The sequence below is a fragment of the Streptomyces bauhiniae genome (assembly GCF_004784475.1).
Taxonomy (GTDB): Bacteria; Actinomycetota; Actinomycetes; order Streptomycetales; family Streptomycetaceae; genus Streptomyces; species Streptomyces seoulensis.
In genome coordinates, this window is the sequence record NZ_SRRT01000005.1 from 310,376 (window position 1) to 326,652 (window position 16,277).

The following is a 16,277-nucleotide window of genomic DNA, read 5'->3' on the forward strand; positions in this document are numbered from 1 at the left end:
CTTCAGGGAGGGACCATCCACGCGCGGGCGGGGAGCACACCCCGTGAACTGCGGCTTTACAGCGGCGGGGAACCAATTTTTAGCACTTTCGCCGAACTCGGCACTTTGTGATGAGGACCGCCGGACCCGTCACTTTCGCCAGAACACCCATGCGCCCACATCGCACCGCCAAGATCACTCCAATGGCCCATACGGATCTTCCCAGCCGGCGGGTCAATTGTGCTGGATCGCCACACTCACCGCACGACCCACGCTCATCAGGGCCTATACAGATCGAGCGCAGCAGCGGACACATCGCGGTGCTTACGCTGACCTTGGCCTAAGCGACCGAGGCACGCGGAGTGAGGGCAAGCACCTGTCGCACTCCACGTGACCTTCGCGGCCGCAAGGCCGATACTTCCGACAGTAGTACTGCAATCCCGACGACACAGACCACTCATCGACACCTGACGTCCCATCAAGGAAGTCAGCACGGAGTCAGCATCAGGACCGCCGGAGCCCGCCTCCGGCCGCCAAGGACCGTCAAGATCAAAACCCCTCTCATCCAGCCTGACCAGCAAGAACGCTGCTCAGAGGCCCGTCTGCTAGCCTCACCAGGAGACACCGATGAAGATGCTGATCAACGTCCCCGAGACCGTGGTGGCCGATGCGCTGCGGGGGATGGCGGCCGCGTATCCGGATCTGAATGTGGACGTGGAGAACCGGGTGATCGTCCGGCGGGACGCGCCGGTGGCCGGGCAGGTGGGGCTGGTTTCGGGGGGCGGGTCGGGGCATGAGCCGCTGCATGGCGGGTTCGTCGGGCCCGGGATGCTGGCGGCGGCCTGTCCGGGTGAGGTGTTCACCTCGCCGGTGCCGGACCAGATGGCGCGGGCCGCGGCGGCCGTGGACAGCGGGGCCGGGGTGCTGTTCGTCGTGAAGAACTACACCGGCGACGTGCTCAACTTCGACATGGCCGCCGAGCTGGCCGAGGACGAGGGCATCCAGGTCGGCAAGGTCCTGGTCAACGACGACGTCGCCGTCACCGACAGCCTCTACACGGCGGGCCGGCGCGGCACCGGCGCGACGCTGTTCGTGGAGAAGATCGCGGGCGCTGCGGCGGCCGAGGGGCAGCCGTTGGAGCGGGTGGAGGCCATCGGCCGCCAGGTCAACGACAGCTCGCGCAGCTTCGGTGTGGCCCTGAGCGCCGTCACCACCCCGGCCAAGGGCTCCCCCACCTTCGATCTGCCGCCCGGCGAGCTGGAGTTGGGCATCGGCATCCACGGTGAGCCGGGCCGCGAGCGGCGCCCGATGATGACCTCCGGGGAGATCGCCGACTTCGCGGTGAACGCCATCCTGGACGACATGACGCCGCGCGGCCCGGTGCTGGTCCTGGTCAACGGCATGGGCGCCACCCCGCTGCTGGAACTGTTCGGTTTCAACGCAGAGGTGCAGCGGGTGCTGGCGGAGCGTGGCGTGGCCGTCGCCCGCACGCTCGTCGGCAACTACGTCACCTCGCTCGACATGGCGGGCGCCTCCGTCACCCTGTGCCAGGTCGACGAGGAACTGCTGCGGCTGTGGGACGCGCCGGTGCGGACCCCGGCACTGCGCTGGGGGATGTGATACGGCGGAGTCAGTGGTCAACATCCCTACCAGCCAAGGAGATCCAGTGCTCGACGCCGACTTCTTCCGCCGTTGGATAACGGCGACCGCCGCGTCCGTCGACCGGGAGGCGCAGCGGCTCACCGCGCTCGACTCGGCCATCGGCGACGCGGACCACGGCAGCAATCTCCAGCGCGGTTTCACGGCCGTGCTGGCCACCCTGGAGAAGGAGGCGCCGGGCACGCCGGGTGCCGTGCTCTCGCTCGCCGGGCGCCAGCTCATCTCCACCGTCGGCGGTGCCTCCGGCCCGCTGTACGGCACGCTGCTGCGCCGGGCCGGGAAGGTGCTCGGGGACGCGCCCGAGGTCAGCGAGGCGCAGTTGGCGGAGGCGCTGCGGGCCGGGGTGGACGGGGTGACGGCGCTCGGCGGGGCGGCGCCGGGTGACAAGACGATGCTGGACGCGCTGATCCCGGCCGTGGACGCGCTCGGCGAGGGCTTCGACGCGGCGCGCCGGGCCGCCGAGTCCGGTGCGGTGGAGACGACCCCGATGCAGGCCCGTAAGGGTCGGGCGAGCTATCTCGGGGAGCGCAGCATCGGCCACCAGGACCCCGGTGCCACCTCGTCCTCCCTGTTGATCGCCGCGCTCGTGACCGCGGCGGAGGGAGGCTCCGATGAGTGACGAGCGGCATGTCGGGATCGTGCTGGTGTCGCACAGCGCCGAGGTCGCCGAGTCGGTGGCCGGGCTGGCGAAGGCCCTGGCGGGCGGTGCCGAAGCGGTACCGGTCGCGGCGGCGGGCGGTACGGAGGGCGGCGGCTTCGGCACCAGCGCGGAGCTGATATCGGCGGCGGCCGCCGCCGTGGACCAGGGCGCGGGGGTCGCGGTCCTCACCGACCTGGGCAGCGCGGTGCTCACGGTGAAGGCGCTGCTCGCCGAGGGCGACGAACTCCCGGCGGACATCCGGCTGGTGGACGCCCCCTTCGTGGAGGGCGCGGTGGCCGCCGTGGTGACGGCCGCGACGGGTGCCGACCTGGACGCGGTGGTGGCCGCCGCGGGCGAGGCGTACGCCTACCGCAAGGTGTGAGCGCCGGGCCGGTCCCCGCCCCAGGGGGCCGGCCCGCACACCGTCAGCCCGTCCGCCCGACGAACTTCCGGGCCAGTTCCTCCCCTTGGGCCACCGCGTCCTGGTGGTCCTCGATCGGCTGGGCCCGTGTGTCGCGGAAGACGATGTACGTGACCCCGGACGGGGCTCCGCCTACGCGCGGGTCGGGATCGATGCCGAGGGCACGGGCGGTGGCGTAGGACGCTTCGCCGATGAGGTCGCGGGGGCCGGTGTCGCCGACGACGGCGTATCGCACGCGGTCGCGGTAGAGCACGGCGGCCACGGAGCCGCCCCGCACGCCGTGGGCGCGATGGTCCCACAGGGCGCTGGCGGGCGGGATCACGATGTACGGGAGCCGTTCGGCGTCGAGGGGGCGGCCGTCGGACTGGGGGAAGGCGGTGGCCGGGGAGAAGTACGGGTCGGTGCGGCGGTTGCAGCGGGTGCCGGGGCGGCCGTCGCAGTCGGTGTCCAGGTCCGCCTTCCAGAACACCGCGCTGCGGGTGCCGCACACCCGGACCTTGGCGGGACCGCCCGCGTCCTCGCGGTAGCGGCCGTGGGAGACCTGTGCGCAGTCCCGCGTCCTGGCCCGGAGTTCGGCGGCGGTCACCGGCGCCTCGTGCCGGACGCCGTGGGGTACGGCAGCGGCGGGTGGTGACGTCGGGGCGAGCAGGGCGGCACCGGTCAGGAACGGCACCAACGACGGAAAAGGCACGCTGGGGAACCTCCCGTAGGGGACATTCCGGACACCATCACCCACGCGGGTGGCGAGAGACGCGTACGGCTGGCGTCGTGCGGCCGGATAGGGCATGTTCTGCGGCCGGATGGAGCAGCTCACGGGGGTCCGGAGGGCCGGACCGGTGAGGGTCCGCCCCCCGGCCGCCCGCGTCGGCGCGGTTTCGGCGACGACAGCGTGTCCGCGCCACGGGCATGAACTGGGCTCCACACAGGGGCAGTTCACGCCTCAGGGAGACCACAGCATACGTAACTCCCCGGCGCCCTCACCAGCGCGGCCCCCTTGCCGGGACGGCCCCGCAGGCGCCATATTGGTCCGGACCTTTGCCGTGATGCGGGCCTCCGGGAGGCAGCGCCGTGCGACGTGTTCCCCTCCGCCCCGGCCACTGGGCGTCTCTCTGCGCGGCCCTCCTGCTGGCCGTCTCCTGCGGTACGGCAGACGGCGAGTCCGGCGAGGGCCCGGCCCCCGGCGCCCCGACCGGCGTGACCGCCGACGCGGGGAGCGCCACCAGCGTCCATGTGATGTGGAACGCGGCCGGTTCCGGCGTCCATACCTACGAGGTGTATCGCGGCCCCACCAAAGTGACCGAAGTACCGGCCGCACAGCACATGGTTGATGTCACCAGGCTCAAGCCGTCCACCCTGTATGCCTTCACCGTGCGGGCCCGGAGCGCGGACGGCCGCCTCGGGCCGCCGAGCCGGGAGGTACGGGCCCGGACGCCCGCCTATGTGGCCGCGGACCATGTGGCGCCGAGCCGTCCCGGACGGGTTACCGGCAAGGTGGTGGACGGACGGGCGGTCCAGTTGTCCTGGGCGGCCGCACACGACGACGGGGGCGTGCGGTCGTACGCGGTCCAGCAGGGCGGGGTGAAGATCCATACCGTGGGCGGCACCCAGACCGCGACCGTGGTCACCGGGCTGCGTCCCGGTACCCGTTACGCCTTCACCGTCCGGGCCCAGGACGCGGCGGGCAACCTCTCCCCCGCGAGCGCCCCGGTCCGGCTCACCACACCGGGTGCCGACGACCGCCGGGGCACCGCGCCGACCGGGTTCGATGTGGTGTCACGCCACACAGCCGGGTCGTACTACCTGGATCTCGCCTGGGACCCGCCACATGTGGACGGGGTGATCACCGAGTACCAGATCCGGCTGGACGGAGGCACGGACAGCTCGCTGGTGTGGGGCGGCACTCCCCCGTCCGGCCGGGCGCGCCACAGCCTGTACGCCGGGCGGAAGGCCGGGGAGGTGCACCGGGTGCGGCTGCGGGCCCGGCTGCCGGACGGCACCTGGGGCGGCTTCTCGGCGGAGCGGACCGTCACCACGGGCCGCTGACCGCCCGGACGGCGGAGCGTGTCACCTGGGCGGACGCCCTGCGCATGCGGCGCCCCGCCGGGCCGCGTTGGCTGCTTCTGGGGTGGCACGGATGTTCCCGACCCCGGCGGCGCACGGGACGTACCGCCACCGTGCCGCCGGAGGCGAGCCCATGCGCTACATACGACTTCTCTCCCGTTCCACAGCTCCCCTGGCCGCCGTCGCGCTGCCGCTGGTGCTCGCCGGGCCGTCCGCCGCGGCGGCCGGGATCTCGGTCAGCACGTCGGGCACCAACGTGTCGGTGGTGACCAGCGCCTGCGCCCTGAACAACGGGAGTTGGGGCACGGCCTCGCTGATGAGCGGGCAGCAGACGAGCTTCGCCCAGGGGCGGCAGGTGGCGCTGGCCGGTACGACGGTCAGTCAGTCGGCGGCCTGGGCGGGGGTGGCGGCGGGGACGTACACGGTCACGGTGCAGTGCTCCAACGGCGTCTCGGCGGGCAGCCAGGTCGTCAACGTGTCGGCGGCCACCACACCGACACCGACACCAACTCGCGCGGCCTCACCCGCGCCTTCGCGGGGTGTGGCCGGTGGCCTCGGCGGCGCCACCCGTGACTACGGCACGCTCACCCTCGCAGTGGGCGCGGCGCTGGTGGGGTCGGCGGTCATCGCGGGCGCCTGGTTCCTGCGCCGCCGGCCCAAGGCGTACCGGCGTTACTGACGCATCAGCCCTCGGGGCCGTCCGGCTCGAAGTCCGGGATCTCCTTCAGCGCCTCGGCGAGCCACTGGGCCCAGAAGGTCTCCAGGTCGATCCCGGCCCGCAGGACCAGGTGCTGGAGCCGGTCCTGCGGGGTGTCCCGGCCGGGCGGGAAGTCGCGCTTCTCGATCTCCTGGTAGACGGCCAACTGGCTTTCATGCAGCTCCAGATGGCGCCGTATGTCGGCCACGAGGCCCGCCGTGCCGACCACCGCCGCCGCCCGCATCCGGAGCAGCATCGCGTCCCGCAGCGGCTTGGGGTCCTGGGGCGCGGCGGTCCAGCGGGCCAGCTCCTCGCGGCCCGCGGGCAGCACCTCGTAACTCTTCTTCTGCCCACGGGCCGGCTGCGCGGACGGCAGCGCGCGGATGAACCCCTCGGCCTCCAGTTTCCCCAGCTCGCGGTAGATCTGCTGGTGGGTCGACGGCCAGAAGTAGGCGATCGACTTGTCGAACCGCCGGGTCAGTTCCAGACCCGAGGACGGCTTCTCCAGCAGGGCGGTGAGGATGGCGTGCGGGAGTGACATGGGCTCATCCTAGGGACGCGGTCCACATGGAGTGTCCCCCTACAGCGCCGCCGCCAGTTCGGTGCCCTGCTTGATGGCCCGCTTGGCGTCGAGTTCGGCCGCCACGTCGGCGCCGCCGATCAGATGGGCGCTGACTCCGGCCGCGATCAGCTCCTCGTACAGATCGCGGCGCGGCTCCTGGCCGGTGCACAGGACGACGGTGTCGACCTCCAGGACGTGGCTCTCCTCGCCGACGGTGATGTGCAGTCCGGCGTCGTCGATCCGGTCGTAGCGGACGCCGGGGACCATGGTGACGCCCCGGTGCTTCAGCTCGGTGCGGTGAATCCAGCCGGTGGTCTTGCCGAGTCCGGCGCCGACCTTGGTGGCCTTGCGCTGGAGCAGGTGGACGGTGCGCGGGGACGCGGGGCGGCTGGGGGCGGTGAGGCCGCCGGGGGCCGCGTAGTCCATGTCGACGCCCCAGGTGCGGAAGTACGTCTCGGGGTCCTCGTGCGCCTTGTCGCCGGCGTCGGTGAGGAACTCGGCCACGTCGAAGCCGATGCCGCCCGCGCCGAGCACGGCGACCCGGTCGCCGACGGGGGCGTTGTCGCGCAGCACGTCGAGGTAGCCGACCACGCGCGGGTGGTCGATGCCCGGGATGTCGGGGGTGCGCGGGGTGACGCCGGTGGCGACCACGACCTCGTCGTACGCGTCGAGGTCGCCGGGGGTGATCCAGGTGCCGAGGCGTACGTCGACGCCGTGGGTGTCGAGCTGGTGGCGGAAGTAGCGCAGGGTCTCGTCGAACTCCTGCTTGCCGGGGACCTTGCGGGCCACGTTGAGCTGGCCGCCGATCTCGCTCGCGGCGTCGAACAGGGTGACGTGGTGGCCGCGTTCGGCGGCGGAGACGGCGCAGGCCAGGCCCGCGGGTCCGGCGCCGACGACGGCGACGCGCTTCTTCAGCCGGGTCGGGGTGAGCACCAGCTCGGTCTCGTGGCAGGCGCGCGGGTTGACCAGGCAGGAGGTGATCTTGCCGCCGAAGGTGTGGTCCAGGCACGCCTGGTTGCAGCCGATGCAGGTGTTGATGGCCTCGGGACGGCCCTCGGCGGCCTTGGCGACGAAGTCCGGGTCGGCGAGCATCGGGCGGGCCACGGACACCATGTCGGCGCGGCCGTCCGCGAGCAACTCCTCGGCGAGTTCCGGGGTGTTGATGCGGTTGGTGGTGACCAGCGGTACGGACACCTCGCCCATGAGCTTCTTGGTGACCCAGGTGTACGCGCCGCGCGGCACGGAGGTGGCGATGGTGGGGATACGCGCCTCGTGCCAGCCGATACCGGTGTTGATGATCGTGGCACCGGCCGCCTCGACCGCCTTGGCGAGGGTGACGACCTCGGGCAGGGAGGAGCCGCCGGGGACCAGGTCCAGCATCGACAGGCGGTAGATGATGATGAAGTCCTCGCCGACCGCCTCGCGGACCCGGCGCACGATCTCGACCGGGAAGCGCATCCGGTTCTCGTACGAGCCGCCCCAGCGGTCGGTGCGGTGGTTGGTGCCGGCGGCGATGAACTCGTTGATGAGGTAGCCCTCGGAGCCCATGATCTCGACGCCGTCGTACCCGGCCCGCCGGGCCAGGCGGGCGGTACGGGCGTAGTCCTCGACGGTCCGCTCGACGTCGGCGTCGGTTAGCTCACGGGGGACGTGGGGGCTGATCGGCGCCTGGAGCGGGCTCGGGGCGACGAGGTCGGCGTGGTAGGCGTAGCGGCCGAAGTGCAGGATCTGCAGGGCGATGCGGCCGCCCTCCTGGTGGACGGCTTCGGTGACGACGCGGTGTTCCTCCGCCTCGGCGTCGGTGGTGAGCTTGGCGCCACCCGCCCAGGGGCGCCCCTCCTCGTTGGGGGCGATGCCGCCGGTGACGATGAGGCCGACTCCGCCGCGTGCGCGGGCCGCGTAGAAGGCCGCCATCCGCTCGAAGCCGTGCTCGGCCTCCTCCAGGCCCACGTGCATGGAGCCCATGAGGACGCGGTTGGGCAGGGTGGTGAATCCCAGGTCGAGCGGGGACAACAGGTGCGGGTAACGGCTCATCGGGCCCTCCGTGGGGATGCGGTCGCCTCTTGTTGTAGAGCAACCGCTCACCTTTTTGCAACTAGTTGCATAAGGGTGCGACGGAGGGCACATGGGCGTGGGGCAGGGGGAGGCCATATGGGTGCAGCCCCCATAGGTGCGGCCCACATAGGCGGAGCCCACACAGCAGAGTGCCCCGGCCGACGGGGGTCGGCCGGGGCACCTCGTACGAGGGGGTCGGTCAGCGGCTGCCCAGCAGCAGGTGGAGTTCCCGCTCCTGATCGCCGGAGGCCGTGGCGGTCTCCTCGACCGTGAACATCTCGTCCAGCGCCTCCCGGAACCGGTTCACCGCCCAGTACCCGCCCTGCACATCCGCCTGGACTGACGCGCTGAGCTTGGCCGGCGGGCAGTTCCCGGTGTGGGAGTCCGCGATGTCGTACGTGCCGAGCCACACCGTCGGGCGTGCCTCGTCCTGCTGCTGCGGGGTCTCGCCCGCGTCACGGTCCGACGCGAAGCAGGCGCTCAGCACATCGAAGACCACGCGCGCGTCGTCCGGCGAACACCCGCTGATCTCCACCGAGACGGTTTCCGGGTGCGATGCCTCCGTGTTCGTCATGTCCGCTCCTTTCCTGGCCGTGCGCACGGCTCGGGTACCCCGGCCGGCGCAGGTCATCCCCAGGAGACGAGCGAGATCAGCTCCGGGTGAACTTGTACGTCTTGCTGTCCGTGATCACACAGAACCCCGGCGAGACCACGATCACGCGCAGGATGCCGCTGCGCCGGTCGTAGTCGATGCCCTCGGCCTCGAAGCTGCCCGAACAGGAGCTGCGCAGCGGCAACTGGCGCAGGGCGGTGACATGGCCGGACACGTTCGAGGTGCCGTTCGGCGCCGCCGAGAGGTCGATCTGGAGAAGCGGCTTGGTCATGCCGAACAGCGTGCCCTCCGGGTCGTCGGAGGAGCAGAGCAGCGTGGTGGGCCCGGAGAAGTCGCAGCCCTGCACATCGCGCACCGGGTGGTCCAGGGTGACGTTGGACGCCAGCTTCAGGTCGGCCGAGGGCGAGGTGGCGGGGTTGATGCCGGGGGTGGGGAAGACGAGCAGGCGGTTCATGGTGCCCCACTCACCGGAGAGCATCCACTGTCCGTCGGGCGAGATGGCGGACCAGGAGTTGTTCATGGCCTCGCCGGGGGCGAGCGTGTGCACGTACTCCGACCAGGCACCGCCGGGCGCCTGCACCCGGTACATCTTGGAGTTGCCCGAGTCCCGCTGGTAGGGCTCGATGTAGTAGCCGTTGTACGAGGCGTCGGGGTCGCCGACGTGGTTCCAGCCCCGGCTGGAGACGCCGACCGGGATGGTGCCGATGCCGGTGTAGCGGTTGGGGCTGTTCGCCGGGACCTCCACGGAGGTCAGGCCCTGGCTCTCGGTCAGCGGGTCGGCGCGGTCGGAGCCGGTCTCGGTCCAGGTGTCCGCCGCCGAGGCGGGGGCTGCGGCGCCCAGGGAGACGGCGGCGGCGGTGGCCAGGGTGACGAGTCCGGCGGATAAGGCGTGGCGGCGCTTTCGGGCAGGCGCGGGCATGGGCCGACTCCTCGGTGAGGGGGGTGGGGACACTCGGTCGGCCGACAGTCTGGCCCGGCCGCGTAGGCATGTACAGACCAACAAAGGAAGAGGACGGTGAACTCTGCCGCCTCAGTGGGTGACGCCGGCCCCACGCGTCACGGGGCCGGTGGGGCGCGGGAGTACACCGGAGGCGGAAGTGAGGGATGGTGGATGCGGACATATGCGGGACCACAGCCCTCGGCACGCCGGGTGTGAGCGCGGTACAACAAGGGGAGTCGGCACGGGGGACGGCGTGCCGTGCGGACGGGCGAAGGCGGTGCGTGGCATGAGTGCAGCCGAGACTCAGGCGGCCGGGAACGGCGAGCCCGAGCGCGGCCCGGTGCGGCCCGGCGGGCTGCTCGACATGCTGAACGTGGCCTCCGTGGTGCTGGACGGCCGGGGCCGCATCGTGCTGTGGAGCCCGCAGGCCGAGGAGCTGTTCGGCTACACCGCCGACGAGGCGCTCGGCCGGTACGCGGCCCGGCTGATGGTGCACGAACGGCACATCGGGCTGGTCGGTGAGCTGTTCGAGGACGTGATGCGCACCGGGCAGAGCTGGGCGGGCGGCTTCCCCATCCGCCGCAAGGACGGCACCACCCGGCTGGTGGAGTTCCGCAACATGCGTCTGCTGGACGACCGCGGCGACGTGTACGCGCTGGGCCTGGCCGCCGACCAGTCGACGGTACGGCGCCTGGAGCACGACGTGGCGCTGTCCGAGCGGATGGTGCACCAGTCCCCCATCGGGCTGGCCGTCCTGGACACCGGGCTGCGGTTCGTCTCGGTGAACCCCGCGCTGGAGCGGCTCAGCGGGGTCCCGGCCGAGGGGCACGAGGGCCGCATGCTGCGCGAGGTGCTGCCGCTGCTGGACCCCGACGTGGTGGAGGAGGCGCTGCGGGACGTGCTGACGAGCGGGGACCCGGTGATCGACCGGACCGTGGTGGGCCGTACCCCGGCCGACCCGGACGCCGAGCACACGTGGTCCCTGTCCCTGTACCGCCTGGACGACTCGCTCGGCAATGTGCTCGGCATCGCGCTGTCGCTGACCGACATCACCGAGCAGCACCGGGCGGCGGTGGAGGCGGAGAACGCGCGGCGCCGGCTCGCCCTGATCGCGGACGCCTCCGCCCGGATCGGTACGACGCTGGAGCTGGAGCGCACCGCCTGCGAGCTGGCCGAGGTGGCCGTACCGGCGTTGGCGGACGTGGCCGCCGTCGACCTGCTGGACGCGGTGGTGGAGGGCAGACGCAGCACGCTCGGCCCGGCCGAGGCCGCCGTGATCCGCGCGCTCGCGGTCCGTCCGGACGACGGCGGCGACGCCACCCGGGCGGCCGACCGGCCCGGCGGGATCGCCTGGTACGGCCCGGACCGGCTGGTCACCGAGTGCGTACGGACCGGCAAGGCGGTGCTGGTGCCGCGGGTGAAGGACGACGACCTGCCGCGCATCGCCCGCTCCCCCGAGGCCGCCGTCATGCTGAGCCGGGCGGGGCTGCACTCGTACCTGGCGGTGCCGTTGATCGCGCGGGGCGAGATCCTGGGCGCGCTGGACCTGAAGCGGACCCGCAACCCGGAGCCCTTCGACGAGGACGACGTGCTGCTGGCGCGGGAGCTGGCGGCGCGGGCGGCGGTGCAGATCGACAACGCCCGCTGGTACCAGAACGCCCGCAGCACCGCGCTGACCCTCCAGCGCAGCCTGCTGCCGAGCCATCCGCCGGTGACGGCGGGGCTGGAGGTGGCGTCCCACTACCAGCCGGCGGGGTCCACCAGTGAGGTCGGCGGCGACTGGTTCGACGTCATACCGCTGGAGGGCGACAAGACGGCGCTGGTGGTCGGCGACGTGATGGGCAGCGGCATCAGCGCGGCCGCCACCATGGGCCTGCTGCGCACCGCCACCACCACGCTCGCCTCCCTCGACCTCGATCCGTCACTGCTGCTGGAGCAGCTCGACAAGGCCACGGCGGCGACCGAGCACTCCATCGCGACCTGTGTGTACGCCGTACACGACCCCCGGCAGCGGCGGTGTCTGATCGCCAACGCCGGGCATCTGCCGCCGGTGCGGATACGGCCGGGCCGGGCGCCGGAGCTGCTGGACCTGCCCACGGGGGTGCCGCTGGGGGTGGGCGGCGTGGAGTTCGCCACCGTGACCGTCGACTTCGAGCCGGGCGACGAGCTGGTGCTCTACACCGACGGTCTGGTGGAGACCCGCAGTCACTCGCTGGACGAGCGGCTGGAGCGGCTGTTGTCCCTGCTGGAGGGTGCCCCGGAGCGCCCGCTGGAGGAGGTCTGCCAGGAGCTCCTGGAGACGCTGTACGAGCCCGACAACCACGACGACGTGGCGGTGCTCATCGCGCGGGCCCGGGACCTGGCGTAGGCGCACATGGGGCGCAGGCCCATAGGCGCGCATCACCGCACCCCGATCACCACATGTGCGTTCCACTCATGTGAGACGGCCATATGTGCGGCCAGACCAGCGTGGGTGAAGGCCGCCAGGGCGGCGTCCGCCTGGCGGGCGCTGGTCTCGGAGAGCAGGCAGCCGCCGGGGGCCAGCCACTCGGCCGCTCCGGTGGCGACCCGGCGGAGGACGTCGAGTCCGTCGGGGCCGCCGTCGAGCGCGACCGCGGGTTCGTGATCGCGGGCCTCGGCGGGGAGCAGGGGGACCTCGGCGGTGGGCACATAGGGCACGTTGGCGGTCAGGATGCCGATCCGGCCGCGCAGTCCGGCGGGGAGCGCCGCGTAGAGGTCGCCGGTGTGGGCGTGGCCCCCATGGGGGGCGAGGTTGCGGTGGGCGCAGCGTACGGCGGCCGGGTCGATGTCGGCGGCGTGCACCTCGGCGCCGTCGAGCGCGACGGCGAGGGCCGCGCCGAGCGCGCCGGAGCCGCAGCACAGGTCCACCACCACTCGGGCGTCGGGCGCCCGGAGGAGGGCCTGGTCGACGAGGAACTCGGTGCGGCGGCGGGGTACGAAGACGCCGGGCCCGACGCTGATGCGCAGGCCGTGGAACTCGGCCCAGCCGAGGACGTGTTCGAGCGGGAGTCCGGATGCGCGGGCCTGGGCCATCGCGGTGGCCTCTTCGGCGGTGCGTGCGGTGGCGAGGATCAGCCGGGCCTCGTCCTCGGCGAAGACACAGCCGGCGGCGCGCAGGGCGGCGGCGAGGGACGAGGGGTCGGCGAGCGGGGCGGGGGATGCGGGCACGGCGGGCATAAGAGCCTGGAGCCTTTCGGGGACCTGGGGCCTCAGGGCGCTCCCGCGGTCACCGTCGCGTGGGTCCGTACGTCACACGGCACGGATGCGAGGAGAGAGCGCCCCGGCTGACACAGCGTTGATGGGTCTCACCTCCTCGGTCGCACCGGCCGCGCACTCCGCGCGACCGGACGGCCACCATACCGTGCCGGGTCTCCGGGCGGACCGGTTCCCTGGCGCGGCCGGTGGCCGTACCTCCGTCCTGGCTCAGACGGCCACGCTCTCCTCGGTCTCCTCCTCGGCCTCGCGCTCGGCCTCCCGCTCGGCCTCGGCGGCGGGGGTCTCCTGAGCGGCCGGCGCCTCTGCGAGGGCCCGGCGGCCGGGGCGCTCCCAGAGCGCGGCGATCCCGGTGACGGCGAGGCCGACGACCAGCCAGACGACGAGCGTCCACACGTTGCGGGCGATGCCGTCGTTGCCGAAGTACAGCAGCGAGCGGATGCCCTCGACGAACCCGGCGCCGTTCCAGAAGGCGTGCAGGGTGCCGAAGAACGCGTTCTGCAGCTCGGGCCGGAACAACCCGCCGGAGCTGGTGAAGTTCAGCATCACGAACAGCACCATCATGGCCAGCGTGGTCCAGCGCTTGAGGAAGGTGTGCAAGCCGACGCCGATGAGCAGGATGCCCGCCGAGTACAGCCACGCCATCGCCCACAGGGTGCCCAGGTCGTGGTGGGCCAGGTGGAAGACCGGCCCGGCGAGCAGGGCGCCGATACCGCCGACCACGGCGGCCGTGCCGACCGCGATGAGCGCCCGTACGCGCACGGAGAGCGCGGCACCGGCCGCGCCGATGGCGGCGACGGAGGCGTAGGAGCCGATGCTGACGGCGATCAGCAGGAAGAACAGGCCCTGGCCGGTGGGGTCGTCGGACACCGGCTCGGCGATGTCGGTGACCTTCAGCGGGGTGCCCTGCTGTGCGGCGACCGGGCTGAAGACCTTCTCCACGGCGGTGGCGCCCATGTCGGACGCGGCGGTCGCGACGATCAGCTCGGGCTTATGTGCGCTGGGCACATAGGCGCCGGTGACATCCCGGTGCTCGACCAGCGCGACGGCGTCGGCGCGGGAGGAGACGGTACGGACGTCGAGCTTGTCGCCCGCCGTGTCCTTCACCGTCTGCGCGAAGACCTTCGCCTCGGGTCCGGCGCCGACCACGGCCACCGGCATGTGGTGGGGCTCCGGGGTGACGAAGGCACCCATATAGGCGAGCCCCATACCTATGCACATCAGCAGGGGGGTGATCAGGTGCGTGAGCACATGACGCAGTGCCGGTGACTTCATCGACCGGAACCTCCAATGGTTGTCTTATACAACTCACGTTCAAGTTGTACTATACAACCAGAATCGTTCGAACGGGTCGGGGAACGGGTCGGTGAACGAGTTTGAGAACAGGTCGGAGGAGTTCCGTGAAGGGGTTCTCATGGCGAAGGTGATCTCATGACGGCGGCGGACGCGGCCGTCGAGACGATCCAGCGGGAGATGACGTCGTTCGCGCGCCGGGCCCGCGCCTCGGCGGGGCGCATGCATCCCGAGCTGTCGCTGGTGTCGTACACGCTGCTGGGGCATCTGGAGGAGCGCGGGGGCTGCCGGGCGACCGACCTGGCCTCGCACTACGCGCTGGACAAGTCGACGGTGAGCCGCCAGGTCGGCGCGCTGGAGCGGGCCGGGCTGATCGAGCGGCGGCTCGCCCCGGAGGACGCCCGCGTGCAGGTGCTCCATCTCACCGAGGCGGGCGAGGAGATCCTGGCCCAGGTCACCCGCAGCCGCCGGGCCGCCTTCCGGGAACGCCTCGCCGACTGGCCGGAGGACGACCTGGTCCGCTTCGCGGCCTACCTGGAGCGGTACAACGCGGGGTCCGCCGAGTAACCGCTACGCGCCCAGCGGTACGCGCACCCCGAAGAACCTCGTGTCCAGCCGGTGCCGGAAGCCGAGGGACTCGTAGAGCCGGATGGCGCCGGTGTTGCCCGCGCCGGTGTGCAGGAACGGGCGTTCGCCGCGCTCACGGATGCCGTGCGCGACGGCGAGGATCAGCCGGGTGGCCAGGCCCTCGCCCCGGAAGGCGGGGTCGGTGCAGACGGCGCTGATCTCGGTCCAGCCCGGCGGGTGCAGCCGCTCCCCCGCCATGGCGATCAGCGCGCCGTCGCGCCGGATGCCGAGGTAGGTGCCCATCTCGATGGTGCGCTCCATGAACGGGCCGGGCCGGGTGCGCGCGACGAGGTCCAGCATCTCGGGCACGTCGGCCGGGCGGAGCGGCACCGCCTCAGGGTCCGGCGTGCCGGCCACGCCGTCGTCCGCCATCTGCACGCCGGCCACGTCGAAGGTGATCTCCCAGCCCTGCGGCACCGCGCCCCGGTAGCCGAGCAGGGGTACGTCGCCGCCGGGTCCGGCGAGCGCGGCGATCTCGGCCCAGTCGGCGGGCTCGGGCTCGTCGGGGAGGGCCAGCCAGGGCGAGACCTCGACGGGGTACCGGAGCACCCGGCCGTACCGCTCGGCGAAGTAGGCGTGCGGGCCGGTGAGGGAGGCGCGGGCGGCGTTGTCGAGCGGATGCGGGACCGTCGTCCCGGCGGGGCCGGAGTCCGCACCGGCCGGGGTGTCGGCCTCCCGGCCGTCGTACCGCGTGGAGACGTACGCCTCGGGCATCCTCAGGTCCTCGTTTCGCTCGTCCTGCACCGGGCGCGGCGGCGCGTCGGCACTTGTCCCCAAGTACGGCGGCGAGGCGGCTATTCCCTCGGACGTCCGGAGTGTGGCCGAGGTCGCGCGCCGGGGCACTGACCAGGGGCGGGGCGCTCGTGACGGGAGCGTACGGTTGAGCCATGAACGTCACCCGAGGCTTCACGGGCCGTCGGCGCGTCTCCCGTCCCGGACTGCCTCCCGGGCAGTACGACGCGGGCGACGACTGGCCCGTCCTGTCCGCCGAGGTCACCCCCGACCTGGCGCCCGCCGACTGGTCCTTCCGCGTCGACGGCCTGGTGGAGCGGCCGCACACCTGGAACTGGGACGAGGCACACGCGCTGCCCGGTTCGGCGTACGAGGGTGACATCCACTGTGTGACCGGCTGGTCCAAGTTCGGTGTGCGCTTCGGCGGGGTCTCGCTGGACGCGTTCCTCGCTGTGGTGGGGCCACATGTGTCCGCCACCCATGTGCTGGCCCGCTCGCACACCGGGTACACCGCGAACCTGCCGCTGGCCGACCTCACCGGTGGCCGGGCCTGGATCGCCTGGGACCAGGCCGGTGTGCCGCTGGCCCCGGAGCACGGCGGCCCGGCCCGGCTGATCGTGCCGCATCTGTACTTCTGGAAGAGCGTGAAGTGGATCGCCGGTCTCACCCTGCTCGACCACGACGAGCCGGGCTTCTGGGAGGGCAACGGCTATCACGAGCGGGGCAACCCGTGGGAGGAACAGCGGTACCGAGGTGACTGAGCA

Annotated in this window: 16 protein-coding genes; 8 read left to right on the top strand and 8 right to left on the bottom strand. The window is 72.3% G+C overall.

Annotation, left to right across the window (positions count from 1 at the left end; genetic code table 11):
• Positions 1-606: 606 nt before the first annotated feature.
• Genes dhaK through E5083_RS18290 form a run of 3 tightly spaced genes read left to right on the top strand, consistent with a single transcriptional unit; the run spans position 607 to position 2,660 of the window.
• A complete protein-coding gene (dhaK, locus tag E5083_RS18280) occupies positions 607-1,599 on the top strand; it encodes a dihydroxyacetone kinase subunit DhaK (RefSeq protein ID WP_135786763.1) in 993 nt (330 codons plus the stop codon).
• A gap of 46 nt (positions 1,600-1,645) precedes the next feature.
• Positions 1,646-2,257 (top strand): dihydroxyacetone kinase subunit DhaL, encoded by a 612-nt coding sequence (gene dhaL, locus E5083_RS18285; RefSeq protein ID WP_135786764.1) that lies wholly within the window; start codon positions 1,646-1,648, stop codon positions 2,255-2,257.
• Positions 2,250-2,660, top strand: coding sequence for a PTS-dependent dihydroxyacetone kinase phosphotransferase subunit DhaM (locus tag E5083_RS18290; RefSeq protein ID WP_135786765.1), 411 nt, complete (start codon positions 2,250-2,252; stop codon positions 2,658-2,660). Before dhaL ends, E5083_RS18290 begins: the two co-directional genes overlap by 8 nt.
• A 43-nt stretch (positions 2,661-2,703) precedes the next feature.
• On the opposite strand, the gene E5083_RS18295 is transcribed toward E5083_RS18290, so the two are convergent.
• Positions 2,704-3,390 (bottom strand): glycoside hydrolase family 75 protein, encoded by a 687-nt coding sequence (locus E5083_RS18295; RefSeq protein WP_244317550.1) that lies wholly within the window; start codon positions 3,388-3,390, stop codon positions 2,704-2,706.
• A gap of 377 nt (positions 3,391-3,767) precedes the next feature.
• Between E5083_RS18295 and E5083_RS18300 the strand changes: the two genes are divergently transcribed.
• Both E5083_RS18300 and E5083_RS18305 read left to right on the top strand, forming a co-directional pair.
• Positions 3,768-4,742, top strand: coding sequence for a fibronectin type III domain-containing protein (locus E5083_RS18300; protein ID WP_135786766.1), 975 nt, complete (start codon positions 3,768-3,770; stop codon positions 4,740-4,742).
• A gap of 151 nt (positions 4,743-4,893) precedes the next feature.
• Entirely contained in the window at positions 4,894-5,439 is a 546-nt protein-coding gene (locus E5083_RS18305) for a hypothetical protein (protein WP_135786767.1), read from the top strand.
• Positions 5,440-5,443: 4 nt separating this feature from the next.
• On the opposite strand, the gene E5083_RS18310 is transcribed toward E5083_RS18305, so the two are convergent.
• From E5083_RS18310 to E5083_RS18325, 4 genes are all read right to left on the bottom strand, one after another.
• A complete protein-coding gene (locus tag E5083_RS18310) occupies positions 5,444-5,998 on the bottom strand; it encodes a PadR family transcriptional regulator (RefSeq protein WP_135786768.1) in 555 nt (184 codons plus the stop codon).
• Between the two features lie 39 nt (positions 5,999-6,037).
• On the bottom strand, positions 6,038-8,053 hold the full coding sequence (locus tag E5083_RS18315; protein WP_135786769.1) for an NADPH-dependent 2,4-dienoyl-CoA reductase: 2,016 nt from the start codon (positions 8,051-8,053) through the stop codon (positions 6,038-6,040).
• Positions 8,054-8,273: 220 nt separating this feature from the next.
• Positions 8,274-8,648, bottom strand: coding sequence for a hypothetical protein (locus tag E5083_RS18320; RefSeq protein ID WP_135786770.1), 375 nt, complete (start codon positions 8,646-8,648; stop codon positions 8,274-8,276).
• A 76-nt stretch (positions 8,649-8,724) separates the two neighbouring features.
• Positions 8,725-9,606 (bottom strand): hypothetical protein, encoded by an 882-nt coding sequence (locus E5083_RS18325; protein WP_135786771.1) that lies wholly within the window; start codon positions 9,604-9,606, stop codon positions 8,725-8,727.
• 307 nt (positions 9,607-9,913) lie between these two features.
• Here E5083_RS18325 and E5083_RS18330 point away from each other — a divergent pair, with 307 nt between their 5' ends.
• Positions 9,914-11,995, top strand: a complete 2,082-nt coding sequence (locus tag E5083_RS18330; RefSeq protein ID WP_135786772.1) for a SpoIIE family protein phosphatase — start codon at positions 9,914-9,916, stop codon at positions 11,993-11,995.
• Positions 11,996-12,027: 32 nt separating this feature from the next.
• On the opposite strand, the gene E5083_RS18335 is transcribed toward E5083_RS18330, so the two are convergent.
• Together E5083_RS18335 and E5083_RS18340 are read right to left on the bottom strand one after the other, a co-directional pair.
• Positions 12,028-12,825 (bottom strand): putative protein N(5)-glutamine methyltransferase, encoded by a 798-nt coding sequence (locus E5083_RS18335; RefSeq protein WP_135786773.1) that lies wholly within the window; start codon positions 12,823-12,825, stop codon positions 12,028-12,030.
• 246 nt (positions 12,826-13,071) lie between these two features.
• On the bottom strand, positions 13,072-14,136 hold the full coding sequence (locus tag E5083_RS18340; protein ID WP_135786774.1) for a hypothetical protein: 1,065 nt from the start codon (positions 14,134-14,136) through the stop codon (positions 13,072-13,074).
• A gap of 156 nt (positions 14,137-14,292) precedes the next feature.
• Here E5083_RS18340 and E5083_RS18345 point away from each other — a divergent pair, with 156 nt between their 5' ends.
• Positions 14,293-14,721, top strand: coding sequence for a MarR family winged helix-turn-helix transcriptional regulator (locus tag E5083_RS18345; RefSeq protein ID WP_135786775.1), 429 nt, complete (start codon positions 14,293-14,295; stop codon positions 14,719-14,721).
• Positions 14,722-14,724: 3 nt separating this feature from the next.
• On the opposite strand, the gene E5083_RS18350 is transcribed toward E5083_RS18345, so the two are convergent.
• On the bottom strand, positions 14,725-15,495 hold the full coding sequence (locus E5083_RS18350) for a GNAT family N-acetyltransferase (protein ID WP_135786776.1): 771 nt from the start codon (positions 15,493-15,495) through the stop codon (positions 14,725-14,727).
• Between the two features lie 173 nt (positions 15,496-15,668).
• On the opposite strand from E5083_RS18350, the gene E5083_RS18355 reads away from it, so the two are divergent.
• Positions 15,669-16,274, top strand: a complete 606-nt coding sequence (locus E5083_RS18355; protein WP_135786777.1) for a sulfite oxidase-like oxidoreductase — start codon at positions 15,669-15,671, stop codon at positions 16,272-16,274.
• The last annotated feature ends 3 nt before the right edge of the window (positions 16,275-16,277 follow it).

What these genes read in the sequence shown, in the direction of transcription:
- E5083_RS18310 (WP_135786768.1), bottom strand. Translation starts at nt 5,998, where the DNA reads ATGTCACTCCCGCACGCCATCCTCACCGCCCTGCTGGAGAAGCCGTCC.
- E5083_RS18350 (WP_135786776.1), bottom strand. Translation starts at nt 15,495, where the DNA reads ATGCCCGAGGCGTACGTCTCCACGCGGTACGACGGCCGGGAGGCCGAC.
- E5083_RS18340 (WP_135786774.1), bottom strand. Translation starts at nt 14,136, where the DNA reads ATGAAGTCACCGGCACTGCGTCATGTGCTCACGCACCTGATCACCCCC.
- E5083_RS18355 (WP_135786777.1), top strand. Translation starts at nt 15,669, where the DNA reads ATGAACGTCACCCGAGGCTTCACGGGCCGTCGGCGCGTCTCCCGTCCC.
- E5083_RS18315 (WP_135786769.1), bottom strand. Translation starts at nt 8,053, where the DNA reads ATGAGCCGTTACCCGCACCTGTTGTCCCCGCTCGACCTGGGATTCACC.
- E5083_RS18345 (WP_135786775.1), top strand. Translation starts at nt 14,293, where the DNA reads ATGACGGCGGCGGACGCGGCCGTCGAGACGATCCAGCGGGAGATGACG.
- E5083_RS18305 (WP_135786767.1), top strand. Translation starts at nt 4,894, where the DNA reads ATGCGCTACATACGACTTCTCTCCCGTTCCACAGCTCCCCTGGCCGCC.
- E5083_RS18325 (WP_135786771.1), bottom strand. Translation starts at nt 9,606, where the DNA reads ATGCCCGCGCCTGCCCGAAAGCGCCGCCACGCCTTATCCGCCGGACTC.
- E5083_RS18290 (WP_135786765.1), top strand. Translation starts at nt 2,250, where the DNA reads ATGAGTGACGAGCGGCATGTCGGGATCGTGCTGGTGTCGCACAGCGCC.
- dhaK (WP_135786763.1), top strand. Translation starts at nt 607, where the DNA reads ATGAAGATGCTGATCAACGTCCCCGAGACCGTGGTGGCCGATGCGCTG.
- E5083_RS18335 (WP_135786773.1), bottom strand. Translation starts at nt 12,825, where the DNA reads ATGCCCGCCGTGCCCGCATCCCCCGCCCCGCTCGCCGACCCCTCGTCC.
- E5083_RS18320 (WP_135786770.1), bottom strand. Translation starts at nt 8,648, where the DNA reads ATGACGAACACGGAGGCATCGCACCCGGAAACCGTCTCGGTGGAGATC.
- E5083_RS18330 (WP_135786772.1), top strand. Translation starts at nt 9,914, where the DNA reads ATGAGTGCAGCCGAGACTCAGGCGGCCGGGAACGGCGAGCCCGAGCGC.